The organism is Paracoccus saliphilus (assembly GCF_028553805.1).
Classification (GTDB): Bacteria; Pseudomonadota; Alphaproteobacteria; order Rhodobacterales; family Rhodobacteraceae; genus Paracoccus; species Paracoccus saliphilus.
This window is the reverse complement of record NZ_CP067140.1, coordinates 786,526-802,394: the sequence shown is the minus strand read 5'-3', so window position 1 is coordinate 802,394 and position 15,869 is coordinate 786,526. Positions and strand designations below refer to the sequence as shown.

The 15,869-nt window shown below is 62.6% G+C and carries 14 protein-coding genes; all 14 read right to left on the bottom strand.

Annotated features, from left to right (window positions below):
- Positions 1 to 55: 55 nt before the first annotated feature.
- Genes JHX88_RS03735 through mmsA form a run of 14 tightly spaced genes read right to left on the bottom strand, consistent with a single transcriptional unit; the run spans position 56 to position 15,841 of the window.
- On the bottom strand, positions 56 to 679 hold the full coding sequence (locus tag JHX88_RS03735; RefSeq protein WP_076527615.1) for a 2-dehydro-3-deoxy-6-phosphogalactonate aldolase: 624 nt from the start codon (positions 677 to 679) through the stop codon (positions 56 to 58).
- Positions 676 to 1,578: a 2-dehydro-3-deoxygalactonokinase gene (locus JHX88_RS03730; RefSeq protein ID WP_076527617.1), complete on the bottom strand. Its 903-nt coding sequence runs from the start codon at positions 1,576 to 1,578 to the stop codon at positions 676 to 678. Before JHX88_RS03730 ends, JHX88_RS03735 begins: the two co-directional genes overlap by 4 nt.
- Positions 1,578 to 2,558 (bottom strand): aldose epimerase family protein, encoded by a 981-nt coding sequence (locus JHX88_RS03725; RefSeq protein ID WP_076527619.1) that lies wholly within the window; start codon positions 2,556 to 2,558, stop codon positions 1,578 to 1,580. The genes JHX88_RS03730 and JHX88_RS03725 overlap by 1 nt, the downstream gene beginning before the upstream one ends.
- Positions 2,555 to 3,403: an SMP-30/gluconolactonase/LRE family protein gene (locus JHX88_RS03720; protein ID WP_076527621.1), complete on the bottom strand. Its 849-nt coding sequence runs from the start codon at positions 3,401 to 3,403 to the stop codon at positions 2,555 to 2,557. The genes JHX88_RS03725 and JHX88_RS03720 overlap by 4 nt, the downstream gene beginning before the upstream one ends.
- On the bottom strand, positions 3,400 to 4,374 hold the full coding sequence (yjfF, locus tag JHX88_RS03715; protein ID WP_076527623.1) for a galactofuranose ABC transporter, permease protein YjfF: 975 nt from the start codon (positions 4,372 to 4,374) through the stop codon (positions 3,400 to 3,402). Before yjfF ends, JHX88_RS03720 begins: the two co-directional genes overlap by 4 nt.
- Positions 4,371 to 5,384, bottom strand: coding sequence for an ABC transporter permease (locus tag JHX88_RS03710; RefSeq protein ID WP_076527625.1), 1,014 nt, complete (start codon positions 5,382 to 5,384; stop codon positions 4,371 to 4,373). Before JHX88_RS03710 ends, yjfF begins: the two co-directional genes overlap by 4 nt.
- On the bottom strand, positions 5,375 to 6,895 hold the full coding sequence (locus JHX88_RS03705) for a sugar ABC transporter ATP-binding protein (RefSeq protein WP_076527627.1): 1,521 nt from the start codon (positions 6,893 to 6,895) through the stop codon (positions 5,375 to 5,377). The genes JHX88_RS03710 and JHX88_RS03705 overlap by 10 nt, the downstream gene beginning before the upstream one ends.
- A gap of 55 nt (positions 6,896 to 6,950) precedes the next feature.
- On the bottom strand, positions 6,951 to 7,904 hold the full coding sequence (gene ytfQ / locus JHX88_RS03700; RefSeq protein ID WP_076527629.1) for a galactofuranose ABC transporter, galactofuranose-binding protein YtfQ: 954 nt from the start codon (positions 7,902 to 7,904) through the stop codon (positions 6,951 to 6,953).
- A 44-nt stretch (positions 7,905 to 7,948) separates the two neighbouring features.
- Positions 7,949 to 9,460: an aldehyde dehydrogenase (NADP(+)) gene (locus JHX88_RS03695; protein ID WP_076527630.1), complete on the bottom strand. Its 1,512-nt coding sequence runs from the start codon at positions 9,458 to 9,460 to the stop codon at positions 7,949 to 7,951.
- Positions 9,461 to 9,471: 11 nt separating this feature from the next.
- Positions 9,472 to 10,383 carry a Gfo/Idh/MocA family protein gene (locus JHX88_RS03690; protein WP_076527632.1) on the bottom strand — a complete coding sequence of 304 codons (912 nt, stop codon included), beginning with the start codon at positions 10,381 to 10,383 and terminating at the stop codon, positions 9,472 to 9,474.
- Entirely contained in the window at positions 10,383 to 12,125 is a 1,743-nt protein-coding gene (gene araD, locus JHX88_RS03685; RefSeq protein WP_076527634.1) for an L-arabinonate dehydratase, read from the bottom strand. The genes JHX88_RS03690 and araD overlap by 1 nt, the downstream gene beginning before the upstream one ends.
- A gap of 8 nt (positions 12,126 to 12,133) precedes the next feature.
- The gene (gene araD1 / locus JHX88_RS03680) at positions 12,134 to 13,123 is read right to left on the bottom strand and encodes an AraD1 family protein (protein ID WP_076527635.1); all 990 of its coding nucleotides are present in this window, start codon (positions 13,121 to 13,123) and stop codon (positions 12,134 to 12,136) included.
- Positions 13,124 to 13,126: 3 nt separating this feature from the next.
- The gene (mmsB, locus tag JHX88_RS03675) at positions 13,127 to 14,314 is read right to left on the bottom strand and encodes a multiple monosaccharide ABC transporter permease (RefSeq protein ID WP_076527637.1); all 1,188 of its coding nucleotides are present in this window, start codon (positions 14,312 to 14,314) and stop codon (positions 13,127 to 13,129) included.
- A gap of 6 nt (positions 14,315 to 14,320) precedes the next feature.
- Positions 14,321 to 15,841, bottom strand: a complete 1,521-nt coding sequence (gene mmsA / locus JHX88_RS03670) for a multiple monosaccharide ABC transporter ATP-binding protein (RefSeq protein ID WP_076527639.1) — start codon at positions 15,839 to 15,841, stop codon at positions 14,321 to 14,323.
- Positions 15,842 to 15,869 lie beyond the last annotated feature (28 nt).

The following is a 15,869-nucleotide window of genomic DNA, read 5'->3' as shown; positions in this document are numbered from 1 at the left end:
TCTTGGCGCTCCCCTCGACGCGGCTTTGTTGCCCAAGCCACCCTTTTTTCCGGTTTCAATCGGCGCGAAGCGCCGTCATGAAAGCCGCCGCGTGTTCCGCCACCTCTTCCGCCGCCATCCCCGCCTTGTACAGCGCCGAGCCTAGCCCGAATCCATCCGCACCTGCTACGCGGTAACCGGCCATGTTGTCGGGTTGAATGCCCCCCACCGGCAATAGTTGCGTCTCGCGCGGCAGGACGGCCCGCATCGCCTTGACGGCCACGGGCGGAATCATCTCGGCCGGAAACAGCTTGAGGAAGGCGGCCCCCGCATCCAGCGCCGCGAAAGCCTCGCTGACGGTGCCGACACCAGGGCCATAGGTCAGGTCACGATCCGAGGCCGCCCGGGCCACGCGGGGATCGAAATTCGGCGCAATGATTAGACGGCCGCCCGCATCTTCGACCTTTGCGACCTGATCGGCGGCAAGCACTGTGCCAGCGCCGATCATCGCCCGATCCGCAAATCGCCGCGTAAGTCGGGCGATGCTGTCATAGGGGTGTGGCGAATTCAGCGGCACCTCGATCAGGGTGAAGCCTGCCTCGATCAACTTTTCCGCGATGCCTTCAACTTCCCCAGGTTGCACTCCACGTAGGATCGCCACCAGCGGACAAGCATTGAAGCCGGTTTTCCAGTCCATCATCCGATCACTCCCGCCAGTTTAGCGATTTCCCATAGCCCGGCCCGTGCCATCCCCGGCGCAGCCAAGGTCGCCTCTGCCCCTGCATGTGCCAGCGCGACCCGATAGCGCTCGGCCAGGTCGCCCCGCCCGATGATCGTGACTGGCCCCTGTGCAGAGGACAGTGCGCCCGCAACCTCGTCCCCGATCAGTAGGCCGGAAAGATAGTCGGCAATCTCGCCCTCCTCCAGACGGTCCATCAGCGCCAGCGATCGGGCCGAGAAGATCCGGGTCAGCAATGCCCCCTCGCCACGGCCGGCCTCCAGTCCACGCCGGAATGCATCCGAGCTGGTCGAACCGTCATTGATCAAACGGCCGAGGATCGAGTGATCGCGCAGGATGGCAAAGACCTCGCCTGTCATACAGGTGTCGAAACCCGTCAGTCGCCCGTCCTCGACCCAAGCCCATTTGCTATGGGTTCCGGGCAGGACGAACAGCCCCTCGGCCACGGCGCTGGCTGCGAGATGGCCAATGATCTCGGTCTCTTCGCCGCGCATCACATCGGGCAGCCCATGATCGGGGTTACGCACCGCGCCGGTGACGAAATGCAGGCGCCGACCCCGCTTGGTGACATGCGCTGTCAGGGCGTCCGCCAAACTTCGTGCATCGAGCGGCAGCGGCAGGTAAGGCGTCTCGATCCAGCCATTGCGGCTGGTGATCATACCGGAAGCGATTACCGGCAGATCGGGGTGCGTGGACAGCCAGTGACCAAGCGCCGTCTCGAACGCGGCATCGAAATCGCCTTCGGGTACGGAGAGGATACCCGGACCCGAAGGGACCTCGTCCAGCACCGTGCCGCGCGCCCCGAGCAGCCATGCACGGAAGGAAGAAGTTCCCCAGTCAATGGCGATCAGTTTCGGCATCACGCAATGAACCTGTAGATCGTCGTTTCCGAAAAGACCTGACCAGGGCGCAGAACGGCATCTGGAAATCCGGACTGGTTCGGTGCATCGGGCCAGTGCTGCGTTTCCAGTGCCAGCCCGGCATGTGGGCCATAGCGACGGCCATCCAGTCCCGGCACATCCTGCATATAGGCTCCGTCATAGAATTGCAGCCCGCAGGCGGTGGTTTCCACCTGCATCGACAAGCCACTTTCGCCGGTCAACCTGGCGACCGGGCGCAGGGGGCGCTGGCTGTCCGAAAGGCAGAAATTATGGTCGTAGCCCGCACGGCCGATCCGGCGCGGGCTGCGGAAGTCGAAATCGCCCCCGTCCACCGGCCTGATCTCTCCGGTCGGGATCAAATCGTCATCGACGGGCAGGTAATGTTCAGCCGCGATCATAAGCGAATGGTTACGGATATCGCCCCGCCCGTCCAGATCGAAGAAACCGTGATGCGCGAGACTGCAAACGGTCGGTGCATCGGTCCGTGCGGTGAGGTTGAAGCTTAGCCCGTCCCCGATCAGGGCGATCTCGGCGGTTATCCGCATCGCGCCGGGAAAGCCCATATGACCATCGGGCAGTTCCAGCGCCAGGATCGCGCGATCCGGCGCGAGCGACTGGACCTGCCATATCTGCATATCGGTTCCCTCACCCCCTCCATGCAGAGTGTGACGGTCCCGGAAATTCAGGTCAGTGCGATATGTCTTCCCGTCGAGCGTAAAGCGCCCCCTGCCGATCCTGTTCGCGAAACGCCCGACGATGGCCCCGAAATAACGCGCCGAGCCCAGATAGGCCGCCAGATCGGGCGAGCCGAGGACCACGGGATGGTCCACGCCCTCGATCCGCAGGTCCTGCAAGATAGCGCCGAGCGTAAGAACCTTCGCGCTCAACCGGCCAGATTGCAGGGAAAGGCAGTGCACTTCGCGCCCGTCCGGCAGTTTTCCAAATGGCACAGGGGTCACAGGATCACCTGAGGTTCCGGAAGTCCTGCCACTTCGGCGCGGGCCATATAGGTCAGCCCCTGCGCTTCATCTGGTGCTTCTATCCCCTGTTGCGCGGTCGTCACCAGCAGGTCGCGCAAATCGGAACCACCGAGGGCGGGGCAACTGCTATGCCGCCCGCCGACCTCGATTCGATCCAACTGCTCTCCATCAGAAGCGAAGCGCATCACCGCGCCCGCGCCCCAACAGGCCACGCAGAGCGCGCCTTCGCTGTCGATCACGGCCCCGTCGGGTCTCAGCCCTTCGGATCGCAGGTCCAGGAACAGCCGTCGGTCTCCTGTTGGCCAGCCGTCCTGGTCCAGCGATTGGGTCCAGATCTTCGCCTCATGCGTATCGGCATAGTATGCCAGTCTTCCATCGCGCGAGAAGCAGATGGCATTGGGGATAGAGATTCCCGTGACCAGTTGCCGGACCTCGCCCCGGTAATAGCGGTATATCGCGCCCTGCCCGGCCTCGGCATTCTTGCCCATGGTGCCAAGCCAGAAGCCGCCCTGCCGATCCGCCCGCCCGTCATTCGAGCGGGTCGCCGGGTTGTTCGCCTCGATCCCGGCGACAGGTTCCAACGCATCGTCCCGCAGGTCGAGCAGGGCAAGCCCCGTCTCTGTCCCGACTAGCAGGCGGTTGCGATCGACCCAACCCGCCGCCGAGGCCATGCGGTCGAGCCGCCATTCCCGCACCCCATCCGCATCGCGCGACAAGAGCCTGCGTCCAACGATATCGAACCAGAAGAACTGCTCACGTTCCGGATGCCATAGCAGCCCTTCTCCCAACTGGCAGATGCGGTCGTCAAAGATGGTTGCCGTCATGAAACGCCTCCGGCCAAGCGAGATTGCGACAATTTCAACAGCCCTTTCTGCAGCAGGATGAAGACCAGCAGCAAGATGCCGATCACGATCTTGGTCCACCAGCTCGAAAGCGTGCCATCGAATACGATATAGGTCTGGATCAGCCCCATGGTCAGCACACCGATCAAAGTGCCGAACATGTAGCCCGCCCCCCCGGTCAACAGCGTGCCTCCGATCACCACTGCGGCGATGGCGGTCAGTTCGGTTCCCACTGTCGCAAGCGAATAACCCGAGCCGGTATAGATCGAGAAGACGATCCCCGATAATCCGGCCATGCATCCCGAAAAGGCATAGACGAGGACGGTCGTGCGCCCCTGCCGTACACCCATCAGCCTTGCGGCAGCCTCGCCTCCGCCAAGGGCATAGACGCTGGCGCCGAAACGGGTCTTGTGGGCGATGACCATGCCGGCCAGAACGGTCAGCAGCATCAGCACACCGATCAATCTCAGACGACCCTTGCCGGGCATCAGCCAATAGGTGTCCTGCATCGTCTCGTAGAACGGATGCGTGATCGGAACCGAGTCGATGGACAGCATATAGGCCGCCCCACGCGCCAGGAACATCCCGGCCAGCGTGACAATGAAGGCGGGCATCGCCAGCCGGTGAATCAGGAACCCCATCGCCGCACCGAAGGCCGTCGTCAGCGCCAGGAGCATCGCGAACACGACCAGCGGATGCAGCGAGCTATCGCGCAGCATCACGGCGATGAACACGCCCGAGAAGGCAATGACCGAGCCCACCGACAGATCAATCCCGCCCGACAGGATCACCAATGTCATTCCGACTGCGACAATGCCCAGATAGGCATTGTCGGTCAGCAGGTTGCCGATCACACGGGTGGAGAGCATCGCCGGAAACTGTAGCCAGCAGATAGCATAGGCTATCAGGAAGATCACGATGGTCGCGTAAAGCGGCAGGGCCCGGGTATTCATGTCCGGCTCCTTTCGGCCAGTGCTTCGCGGCTGGCGCGCTGGCTTTCGCGCCATATACGCCATTCGGCGGCAATACGGGGCGATTGCAGCACGAGGATCACCAGAACCAGCGCCGCCTTGATGACGAGGTTGTATTCCGAGGGGAACCCGGCCAGCAGGATCCCGGTATCGATGGTCTGGATGATCAGCGCTCCCAAAAGCGCCGCAAGGATCGAGAACCGCCCTCCCAACAGGGAATTACCGCCGATCACCACCGCAAGGATCGCGTCCAGTTCCAGCCACAAACCGGAATTATTGGCATCCGCCCCGCGAATATCGGCGGTCACGACGATCCCGGCCAGCGCCGCGCAAAGTCCCGATGCCACGTAAACCGCGATCAGCAGCACGGTCGCGTTGACACCGGCCAGGGCGCTGGCCCGCCGATTGATACCCGTGGCCTCGATCAGCATGCCAAGCGCGCTGCGCCGCATCAGCAGTGCCACGCCCGCCCCGGTCAGCAGCCATAGCCAGGCCGGAACCGGCAGGCCGAGAACCGTGCCCGAGCCGAAGAACGCGAATCCCGGATGGTTGAAGGTCAGGATGCGCCCCTCGGTGATCAGCTGGGCGATGCCGCGCCCCATGGTCATCAGGATCAGCGTGGCGACGAAGGGCTGAATGCCGACCACGGCGACCAGCAAGCCATTCCACAGCCCTGCCGCCGCGCCCGCCGCAAGTGCCAGAACAAGCGCGGGCACAAGTCCCCACCCCGCCGCAATGGCCCATGCCGCCACCGCGCCGCAGATCGCCATCGTGGTGCCGACGGACAGATCAATGCCGCGCGTGGCAATGACCAGCGTCATGCCGACGGCCAGCAATGCCACGGGGGCACCACGCTTCAGCACGTCGATCACCGGGCCGACGAGGCGGCCGTCATTAATGGAAATATCGAGAAAGCCGGGATAGACCAGCGTCACCAGCAGGATCAGGGCGGCCAGCGCGATCAGTTGCGGAGCGATCCGTTTCAGCAGCATCTGGCGGCCTCCCCATCCTTGGCATCGTCCTTGGCGATGGCCCGCATGATGGTATCGGGAGCTATCCTCTCGCCTCTTAACTCTGCGACATGGCGACGGTCGCGCAGCACGATGACCCGGTCGGATACCGCCACCAGTTCCTCGATCTCGGAACTGATGACCAGCACGGACATGCCTGCATCGGTCAGGTCATGGATCAGCCGCAGGATCTCGGCATGCGCGCCCACATCGATCCCGCGCGTTGGCTCGTCCAGGATCAGGAAACGCGGGTTCATCGCCAGCCAACGGGCCAGAACGACCTTTTGCTGATTGCCCCCGGACAGGTCCCCGACAGGTTTTTCGCGCCCCGAGGTGCGGATATCCAGCCGCTTGATATAATCATCGGCCAGTCGGTTCTGCTCGGTCCGAGGGATCGGCCGCGCCCATCCTCGTCGCGCCTGCAGGCCAAGGACGATATTCTCGCGGATGGACAGATCGGCGACGACACCGTCGGTCTTGCGATCCTCGGGGGCGAAGCCGAAACCCGCGGCAATGGCGGCGCGGGGGTTCTTCAGGTCCAGAGGCCCCTTGTCATCGCGGGCAGAGCCGGTTTGGGCAGGGCGAACGCCGAACATCAGCTCGGCACTTTCGGTGCGGCCCGAGCCCAACAAACCGGCGAGCCCCACGACCTCGCCCTGCCCGACGGTCAGATCGAAAGGCTCGACCACACCGCGGCGACCGATGCCCTTGAAATGCAGTAAGTCCGGGTGGGCCGTGTCAGCCCCTTCGGCGCTTTGCTGCTCCACCTCGTTTTCCAGCGCACGGCCCAGCATATGCTCGATCAGGCTCATCCGGTTCAGATCGGCAGTGCGTTCGGTCACGATCTTGCGGCCATTTCGCAGCACGGTGACGCGGTCGGTCAGGTCGAACACCTGATCGAGGAAATGCGACACGAAGACGATCCCCAGCCCGCGCTCGCGCAATCCGCGCACAACATCGAAAACCATCTCGACCTCGCGGGCATCGAGGCTGGCAGTGGGCTCGTCGAGGATCAGCACCTTGCCCGACAGTGCCACCGCGCGGGCGATGGCGATGATTTGCTGGATGGCGACGGAATAATTGCCAAGGTCGCGATCGACATCGAGTTCCAGCCCGTATTGGCGCAGCATCTCGCGCGCCTCGGCCCGCATGGCACGGGTATTGATCAGTCCGAAACGACGCGGCTCGCGCCCGAACATCAGGTTCTGCGCCACGGTCAGGTTCGGCAGCAGGTTGACCTCTTGGTAAACGGTGCCGATGCCAAGTTCCTGTGCTTCAACCGTCGAGCCTGGGGCAATCTCTGCCCCGTTCAGCGCCACCGTCCCGCTATCACGCTGATAGGCGCCGGTCAGGCATTTGATCAAAGTCGATTTTCCAGCGCCATTCTCACCCAGAAGCGCGTGGACTTCGCCCGCTTCCAGATCGAAATCGACTTCGTCCAGCGCAAGCGTTCCCGGGAATGTCTTGGTCAGCGAGCGGATCGAGAGCAGCATAGCATCTTTCCCTGCCAAATAGACCGGGCCGCGAGAAACGGCCCGGTCACGATCATCAATAGCCCAGATCCTTGCGCGTCTCGTATTCACCCATCGGATCGTTCTCCTGCGTGTACAGCTTGGACTCGGTCTGGATGAATTTCTCGGGCATCGTGCCGTCGGCCCAGTACGCCTCCAGCGCGTCAAAGGCCGGACCCGCCATGTTCGGGGTCAGTTCGACCGTGGCATTGGCCTCGCCATCGGCCATGGCCTTGAAGATGTCCGGCACAGCATCGATGGAGACGATCAGGATATCATCGCCCGGTGCCAGCCCGGCTTCCTTGATCGCCTGGATCGCGCCTACCGCCATATCGTCGTTATGGGCGTAGAGTGCGCAGATATCCTTGCCGCCATTCTCGGCCTGCAGGAAGCTCTCCATCACTTCCTTGCCCTGCGCGCGGGTGAAATCACCAGTTTGACTGCGGACGATTTCCAGGTTGTCATGGCCTTCGATGGCATTCTCGAAGCCGGTCTTGCGGTCGATGGCCGGGGTCGAGCCTGTCGTCCCCTGCAACTCGACGATGCGGCATTCCTCGTCGCCGACAGCGTTCACCAGCCATTCGCCTGCGACCTCGCCCTCATGCACGAGGTCCGAGCCAACCGCCGTCAGGTACAGATCATCAGAGCTGTCCACCTGCCGATCCAGCAGAACCACCGGGATCTCGGCCTCTTGCGCCTCTTCCAGCACCGAATCCCAACCGGTCGCCACGACCGGGGCCAGCAGGATCGCATCGACCCCCTGCGCAACGAAGGAACGGATCGCCGCGATCTGGTTTTCCTGCTTCTGCTGCGCGTCCGAGAAGCGCAGGTCGATCCCGCGCTCTTCGGCCTGCTGCTTGGTCAGCGTCGTTTCCGCAGCGCGCCAGCCCGATTCCGAGCCAATCTGGGCGAAGCCTACCGTTTCGCCTTCGGCCATCGCTGCTGTCGTCGAGATCATCAACGCAGCAGCCGTTCCTAGCAAAGTCTTCATTTTTCCCTCCCTTGGGTTTTACAATTTTATTGGAACCGTCTCCCTCAGTTCCGCAGGTCTTCGGGCAACAGCTCCTCGGGCATGTTCTGGAAACAGACCGGCCGCAGGAAGCGGCGGATCGCCAGGGTGCCAACGCTGGTGGCTCCGAAATTCGTGGATGCGGGATAGGGGCCGCCATGCACCATCGCATCGCAGACCTCGACCCCGGTGGGCCAGCCATTGGCCATGACCCGTCCCGCCTTGCGCTCCAATACCGGCATCAGGCGGCGGGCAAGCGGCGTGTCGCCCTCGTCCATCTGCAGGGTCGCGGTCAACTGCCCCTCCAGCCCGCGCGCCAGTTCCAGCATCTGATCTTCGTCGCGGGCGGTGACGATCAAGCCAAGCGGACCGAAGACCTCTTCGCCAAGCGCATGGTCGCGCAGGAAATCGTCGGCGCTGGTCTTGTAGATATTCGGCAAGGCATTGCGGCCGGGGCTTTCGGTCTCGATCACCGCCGAGGCCAGCCCGGCGACGCGCCCGGCGCCTTCACGGTAAGCATCGGCGATGTCGTCGGTCAGCATCACTTGCGCCGCCGGATCGGCAAGGGCGGTACGGGCAGCCTCGGTGAAGGCATCAGCCGCATCGCCTTCCGGCAGGACCAGCAGGCCGGGATTGGTACAGAACTGCCCAGCCCCCATGGTCAGGCTGCCCGTCCAGCCCTCGGCAATCGCCTGTCCGCGTGCGGCCAGGGCTTCAGGCAGGACAAAGCAGGGATTGATGCTGCCAAGTTCTCCGAAAAACGGGATCGGTTCGGCGCGTGCGGCGCAAAGGTCGAACAGCGCCCGGCCACCGCGCAAGCTGCCGGTGAAGCCCACCGCCTTGATCAGCGAATGCTGGACAAGTGCGCCTCCGACCTCATGGCTGTCGCCATGGATGAAGGAAAACACGCCCTTGGGCATGCCGGTGCGGGTGATAGCGGCATGGATCGCCTCGGCCACGATCTCGCCGGTGCCGGGATGGGCGGGATGCCCCTTGACCACCACCGGGCAGCCTGCGGCCAGCGCCGAGGCGGTATCCCCTCCGGCGGTCGAGAAAGCCAGCGGGAAATTCGAAGCGCCGAACACCGCGACAGGGCCAATGGGCCGCTGGATCATCCGCAGATCGGGACGCGGCAACGGCTTGCGCTCGGGCAGCGCCTCGTCATGGCGGCGGTCGAGATAGTCGCCCTTGCGGATATGTTCCGCAAACAGGCGAAGCTGGCCTGTGGTACGCCCACGCTCGCCCTGCAACCGTGCCTCGGGCAGGCCGGTTTCCTGAGTTCCGATCTCGGTAATCGCATCGGCGCGCTCTTCGATCTCGTCCGCGATGGCGTCAAGGAAAGCAGCTCGCTCTTCCCGGGTCGCGTAGCCATAGGACCAAAAGGCCTCTTCGGCGGCCTCGACGGCGCGGTTCACCAGCTCGACGGTTCCGGCGCTGAACTCATAGACTGGTCCATGCGCGGGCGTCGAGGGAAAGCTGCGATCCGCCCCGACCCATTCGCCAGCGACCAGATGTTTGCCATGCGGTGTGAAAGTCATTGCGTTTCCTTCTAGAATTCAAAATCTTCGACGATATTGCGACGCCCCAGTGTGAAAGCGTCCGCCACCTGAACCATCGGCGACAGGTCCACGTCCGAGCTGCCAGATCGAACTAACTCCGCCATGCGGGCATAAAGCGCGGGATATTCTCCCATGATGCTGTCCTCGCCCCCCGCGGGCTGGCCATCGACCTCCATCACATTGCCCCCCATGCGCAACGCGAGAGTCCCCGCATCGGTGGAGAACTCCATGTCCCATGTCTGCGGGCCTTCCTGCCGGAAATCGAAATCGGCCGAGATGCTCTGCGTGAACGCCAAACGGGCGGCGATGGGTGCCTGCCGGTTGGACGGGAAATCCAGTTCGGCACCCGTCAGATGCACCGGGTCGGGCAGGATCTCTGTCAGGATCGACAGGGCATTGATGCCGGGATCGAATACGCCCATGCCACCGGCCTCGAATATCCAGTCCTGCCCGGGATGCCATTTGCGCACATCCTCGCGCCAGATGATGCGGCCTTCGCGGATCGTCTTGCCCGCCAGCCATGCCTTGGCCTTTGCCACCGCATGGGCCATGCGCGAATGCCAGGTCGCGAACAGGCTGACGCCTTGGGCCTGTGCCAGGGCGGCGAGCGCGTGAACCTCGGACAAGGTCGCGCCGGGTGGTTTCTCCAGCATCAGATGCCGGCCCGCCCTCAGCGCCGCCTGTGCTGCGGCAAAGCGTGGGACCGGAGGCAGGCAAAGGCTGACAAGCTCGATATCGGGACGCGCGTCCAACATGTCCTCGATCCGGGTGAAGGCCTCGACACCATCGACCGTCCCGCTACGCGAAACCGTGGCGGCCAGTTCCCAATCCGGGCTGGCCGCGATGGCGGGAACATGCTGATCGAGGGCGATCTTTCCGATGCCGACAAGTGCAAGCTTCATCAGTGGCTGTCCTTTCCGACCGGGTTGCCCCGGCAACCTTTCAGGAACTCCAGATCGGCGCCGGTATCCGCACCGCCGACATGCTGCTGGTGCAACCATGCATAGCCGCTATCGGCCTGCTCATGCCTCGGTTGCCACTCGGCCAAGCGGGCGGCGAGTTCCTCGTCGCCGATTTCAAGATGCAGGCGGCGGTTTGGCACATCCAGTTCGATCATGTCGCCGTCTTGCACCACGGCCAGGGGACCGCCCGCCGCGGCTTCGGGGGAGGTATGCAGAATGACGGTGCCATAGGCGGTGCCCGACATGCGCGCATCCGAGATCCGCACCATGTCTGTGATGCCCTTTTTCAGCACCTTGGGAGGCAGCCCCATATTGCCGACCTCGGCCATGCCCGGATAACCCTTGGGCCCGCAATTCTTCAGCACCATGACACAGGTTTCGTCGATATCCAGCGCCTCGTCGTTGATCCGCGCCTTGTAGTCGTCGATATCCTCGAACACGACTGCACGGCCACGATGGGTCAGCAAATTCGGACTGGCAGCGGAGGGTTTCAGCACCGCGCCTTTCGGGGCAAGATTGCCGCGCAGAACGGCAATGCCGCCCTGTTGTGTCAGCGCCTTGTCGGTCGGTAGGATGACGTCTTCGTTGTGATTGATGACATCCTTCACCTCGTCCCAAATCGTGTCGCCCGAGACGGTCAGCGCATCACGGTTCAGCAGGCCCGCCTCTCCCAACCGTTTGATGACGACGGGCAGGCCGCCAGCATAGAAGAATTCTTCCATCAGGTATTCGCCGGAAGGCATCAGGTTGACAATGGTCGGCACATCGCGACCGCAGCGATCCCAATCGTCCAGCGTCACATCTATGCCAACCCGCCCTGCCATCGCCAACAGGTGGACTACGGCATTGGTCGACCCGCCGATCGCACCATTCGTGCGAATGGCGTTTTCGAAAGCAGGCTTGGTCATGATATCAGATGGCTTGAGATCGTCCTTGACCATCTGCACGATCCGCCGCCCGGAAAGCTGCGCCATCACCCGGCGACGCGAATCCACGGCCGGGATCGCGGCATTGCCGGACAGGGCCATGCCCAAGGCCTCGGCCATCGACGCCATGGTGGAGGCCGTGCCCATCGTGTTGCAGGTGCCCGAGGAACGGCTCATCGACGCCTCGGCCTCCAGGAACTCCTCCTGTGTCATCTCACCCGCCTTCACGGCTTCTGAGAATTTCCACAGATGGGTGCCGGAACCGACGCGCTCGCCCCGGAAATAACCGTTCAGCATCGGCCCGCCGGTGACAACGATAGAGGGAATATCCGTCGATGCCGCAGCCATCATCAGCGAAGGCGTGGTCTTGTCGCAGCCGACCAGCAGCACGGCACCATCCATCGGTTGCCCGCGAATGGTTTCCTCGATGGCGAGCGCAGCCAGGTTGCGGAACATCATCGCCGAGGGGCGGAAGGTGTTTTCCGAGGCCGAGAATACCGGCACCTCGACGGGAAAACCCCCGGCCTCCCACACGCCCGCCTTCACCTTTTCGGCCAGTTCCCGCAAATGGCCGTTGCAAGGGGTCAGATCCGACCAGGTGTTCAGGATGCCGATGATCGGGCGCCCATCGAACAGGTCATGCGGATAACCCTGATTTTTCAACCAGCCGCGATGGTAGATCGTGTCGCGCGAATTGCCGCCATACCATTCCTGCGAACGCAGTTTCCGGGGCCAAGGTGCGGGAGTGAAAGACATTTGGGACCTCAGAGTGCATCGACGGCGACGAATTCCGATCCGGCCGCCTGCTGTTCCAGTGGATTGCGGAGCGCGTGCCCGAAGGCATCGCAGGCAATCTCGAATTCGTCGCCCGGCTGGACGGTTACCCCGTCGGCGAATGACAAGGTTGCGGTGCCGAAGAAATGCACATGCACATCGCCGGGCTTGCGGAACAACTCGTATTTGAAATGGTGGTGCTCCAGGTTGGCGAGGCTGTGGGACATGTTCTCTTCGCCCGACAGGAACGGTTTTTCCCAGATCGCCTTGCCGTCGCGGAGAACCCGGCTGGCTCCCTCGACATGCTGCGGCAGATCGCCTAGCAGCATCTCGGGACCATAGCTTGCAGGACGTAGCTTGGAATGGGCGAGCCACAGGTAATTGCCGCGTTCGGTGACGTGATCCGAGAACTCGTTTGCCAGCGCAAAGCCAAGCCGGTAGGGTCGCCCATCAGGGCCAATGATGTAGAGCCCCGCGATTTCGGGCTCCTCCCCTGCATCCAGCGCGAAAGAAGGCGAGGTCAGCGCCGCTCCGGGTGCGGCAGTGGCGTAACCGTTGCCCTTGTAAAACCACTCGGGTTGCACCCCGGCCTCGCCGGCACGGGGCTTGCCGCCTTCCAAGCCCATCCGGAACATCTTCATGCTATCAGACATATCCTCGGGATCGGCCTTCTGATGCATGGAGTCCCGCGTCGATGCGGAGCCCAGATGCGTCAGCCCGGTTCCGGTCAGGTGCAGATGCGCCGGATCAGGATGATCTAGCGGCAAGAGCACCCGGCCCTCGGCCAGCGCTGCTGCCAGATCAACCGCTTCGCCAAGTCCGCGCGCGGCGATTTCATCACCCAACTTGTGGCCTGCCGAAATTGCAGCAAGCGCCAGGTCGAGCGTGCCTGTGGCACCAGAAACCAGCCGGGCCTCATCCCCGTCTCGCATGGCGACGGCACGGCTACCGTCAGGCATTCGGATTTGCGACAGAAGCATGGATCAGCCTTCCTTGTTCTTGTTGTAGACGTCGAAAAACACGGCGGCGAGCAGCACCAGGCCCTTGATCACCTGCTGGTAGTCGATACCGATCCCAAGGATCGACATGCCGTTATTCATCACCCCCATGATGAAAGCGCCGACGACTGCGCCGACGATCTTGCCGGAACCGCCCGCCATCGATGCCCCGCCGATGAAGACGGCGGCGATCACGTCCAGCTCGACCGCGAAGCCCGCCTTTGGGGTGGCCGTGTTCAGCCGCGCCGCAAAGACCAGCCCGGCCAGCGCCGCCAGAAGCCCCATGTTCACGAAGGTCAGGAAAGTCAGCCGCTCGGTCCGGATACCGGACAGCTTGGCGGCCTTGGCATTGCCGCCCACGGCATAGATGCGGCGCCCTAGCGTGGTGCGTTCCGTGATGAAGACATAGATCACCGTCAGGATCACCATGGACAGCAGGACATTGGGCAGGCCGCGGAACCAGGCCAGTTTCCAGGTCACGAACAGAAGCGCGAAGGCGACGATGCCGTTGCGGAGCAGGAACAACCCCCATGGCTCATCCTCGATCCCGTAGCGCATGTTGCGGGACCGGTTGCGCAGCGCCAGCCAGACCAGCACCAGAACCGCCGCCACGCCTATCGCCAATGCCACCACATTCGGCTTGTCCGGTCCGAACAGGTCGGGAATGAAGCCGGTGGAAAGGGACTGAAAGTTGCGCGGGAACGGACCGATGGATTGTCCGGCCAGAAGCCACAGCGACAAGCCCCGGAACACCAACATCCCGGCCAGCGTCACGATGAATGAGGGAATTTTCCAATAGGCGACGAAATAGCCCTGTATCGCCCCGATCAACATACCGACGATCAGGCAGATTCCCATCGCGATACCGACGGGCATTTCCCATGAGACGATCATCACCGCGGCCAGAGCACCGATGAACCCCATGACCGAGCCGACCGACAGGTCGATATTGCCGCCGACGATCACCAGCAGCATGCCAAGTGCCATGATGATGATATAACTGTTCTGCAGGAACAGATTGGTGATGTTGACGGGTTTCAACAGGACCCCGCCGGTCATGATCTGGAAGAAGGCCATGATCGCGATCAGGGCAAATAACAGCCCGTATTCGCGGATATGCTTGGCGATATATGCACCTATACCAAGACCCGGTGCGCGTTCGGTCTGTTCCATGCTGCCCTACTCCCTGACGATCAGCGACATGATGCTTTCCTGCGAGGCGTCTTCGGCCTGCAATTCGCCCACGAAACTGCCCTCGTTCATGACATAGATCCGGTCGCACATGCCCAGAAGCTCGGGCATTTCGGACGAGATCATGATGACAGCTTTTCCGGCCGCGCTCAGATCATTGATGATGTTGTAAATTTCATATTTCGCGCCGACATCGATCCCCCGCGTCGGTTCGTCGAGGATCAACACCTCGGGTTCAGTGAACAGCCATTTGGCCAGCACTACCTTCTGCTGATTGCCGCCCGACAGGTTCATCACCTTCTGGAACACGCTCGGCGTGCGGATATTCATCACCTTGCGGTATTTCTCGGCCACCTCGGTCTCGCGGCTTTCATCGACAACGCCGCGATTGGCGACACCGTCCAGATTGGCTAGTACCGTGTTGCGGCGAACCGTTTCTTCCAGGATCAGGCCAAGGGACTTGCGGTCCTCGGTCACATAGGCGAGCCCCGCCGCAATCGCCCTGTCCACCGTGGAAAGATCGACCGGCTGGCCGCGCATGAATGCCTGCCCCGAGATATTGCGACCATAGCTGCGGCCGAAAATGCTCATCGCAAGCTCGGTGCGCCCCGAGCCCATCAACCCGGCAATGCCCACCACCTCGCCGGCGCGGACATTCATTGAAAGATCGCGGATCACCTGCCGGTCCGCATGCTCGGGATGCCAGGCATTCCAGTCCTTGATCTCGAATACCATGTCGCCCGCACGCCGCTCGCGATCAGGGTAGCGATGGGCCATGTCGCGCCCGACCATGTCGCGCACGATGCGATCTTCTGTCAGATCTCCACCACGCGCATCGATGGTCGAAATGGTCGCCCCGTCGCGGATCACCGTGACGCTGTCGGCAACCCGGCGAACCTCGTTCAGCTTGTGGCTGATAATGATCGAGGTCACGCCCTGCTGCTTCAGTTCCAGCAACAGATCCAGCAACGCCTGGCTGTCCCCCTCGGACAAAGCTGCCGTGGGCTCGTCCAGGATCAGCAGGCGGACATTCTTCGAAAGTGCCTTGGCGATCTCGACCAGTTGCTGCTTGCCGACACCAAGGCTGTCCACCTTGATCCCCGGAGCCTCCCGCAGCCCGACCTTGGCCAGCAGGCCCTCGGTTTGCCGGAACGTCTCACGCCAGTTGACGACGCCCTTGCTGGCGCGTTCATTGCCCAGGTAAATATTCTCGGCAATCGACAAAAGCGGCACCAGCGCAAGTTCCTGGTGGATGATGATGATGCCTTGATCTTCGCTGTCACGGATACCGCCGAATTCGCTGGTCTTGCCGTCATAGACGATCTCGCCATCATAGCTGCCGGCGGGATAGACACCCGACAGCACCTTCATCAAGGTGGATTTACCTGCACCGTTCTCCCCGCAAATGGCGTGAATTTCACCTTCGCGGACACTGATGCTGACATTGTCCAGCGCTTTGACACCAGGGAACGTCTTGGTGATATTGCGCATTTCCAGAAGCGCGGTCATGCTGGAGCACTCCGGTGGTGGCTGCGGA

Coding starts and splice junctions, on each gene's coding strand:
- JHX88_RS03735 (WP_076527615.1), bottom strand. CDS start 679: ATGATGGACTGGAAAACCGGCTTCAATGCTTGTCCGCTGGTGGCGATC.
- JHX88_RS03730 (WP_076527617.1), bottom strand. CDS start 1,578: ATGCCGAAACTGATCGCCATTGACTGGGGAACTTCTTCCTTCCGTGCA.
- JHX88_RS03720 (WP_076527621.1), bottom strand. CDS start 3,403: ATGACGGCAACCATCTTTGACGACCGCATCTGCCAGTTGGGAGAAGGG.
- yjfF (WP_076527623.1), bottom strand. CDS start 4,374: ATGAATACCCGGGCCCTGCCGCTTTACGCGACCATCGTGATCTTCCTG.
- JHX88_RS03710 (WP_076527625.1), bottom strand. CDS start 5,384: ATGCTGCTGAAACGGATCGCTCCGCAACTGATCGCGCTGGCCGCCCTG.
- JHX88_RS03705 (WP_076527627.1), bottom strand. CDS start 6,895: ATGCTGCTCTCGATCCGCTCGCTGACCAAGACATTCCCGGGAACGCTT.
- ytfQ (WP_076527629.1), bottom strand. CDS start 7,904: ATGAAGACTTTGCTAGGAACGGCTGCTGCGTTGATGATCTCGACGACA.
- JHX88_RS03695 (WP_076527630.1), bottom strand. CDS start 9,460: ATGACTTTCACACCGCATGGCAAACATCTGGTCGCTGGCGAATGGGTC.
- JHX88_RS03690 (WP_076527632.1), bottom strand. CDS start 10,383: ATGAAGCTTGCACTTGTCGGCATCGGAAAGATCGCCCTCGATCAGCAT.
- araD (WP_076527634.1), bottom strand. CDS start 12,125: ATGTCTTTCACTCCCGCACCTTGGCCCCGGAAACTGCGTTCGCAGGAA.
- araD1 (WP_076527635.1), bottom strand. CDS start 13,123: ATGCTTCTGTCGCAAATCCGAATGCCTGACGGTAGCCGTGCCGTCGCC.
- mmsB (WP_076527637.1), bottom strand. CDS start 14,314: ATGGAACAGACCGAACGCGCACCGGGTCTTGGTATAGGTGCATATATC.
- mmsA (WP_076527639.1), bottom strand. CDS start 15,841: ATGACCGCGCTTCTGGAAATGCGCAATATCACCAAGACGTTCCCTGGT.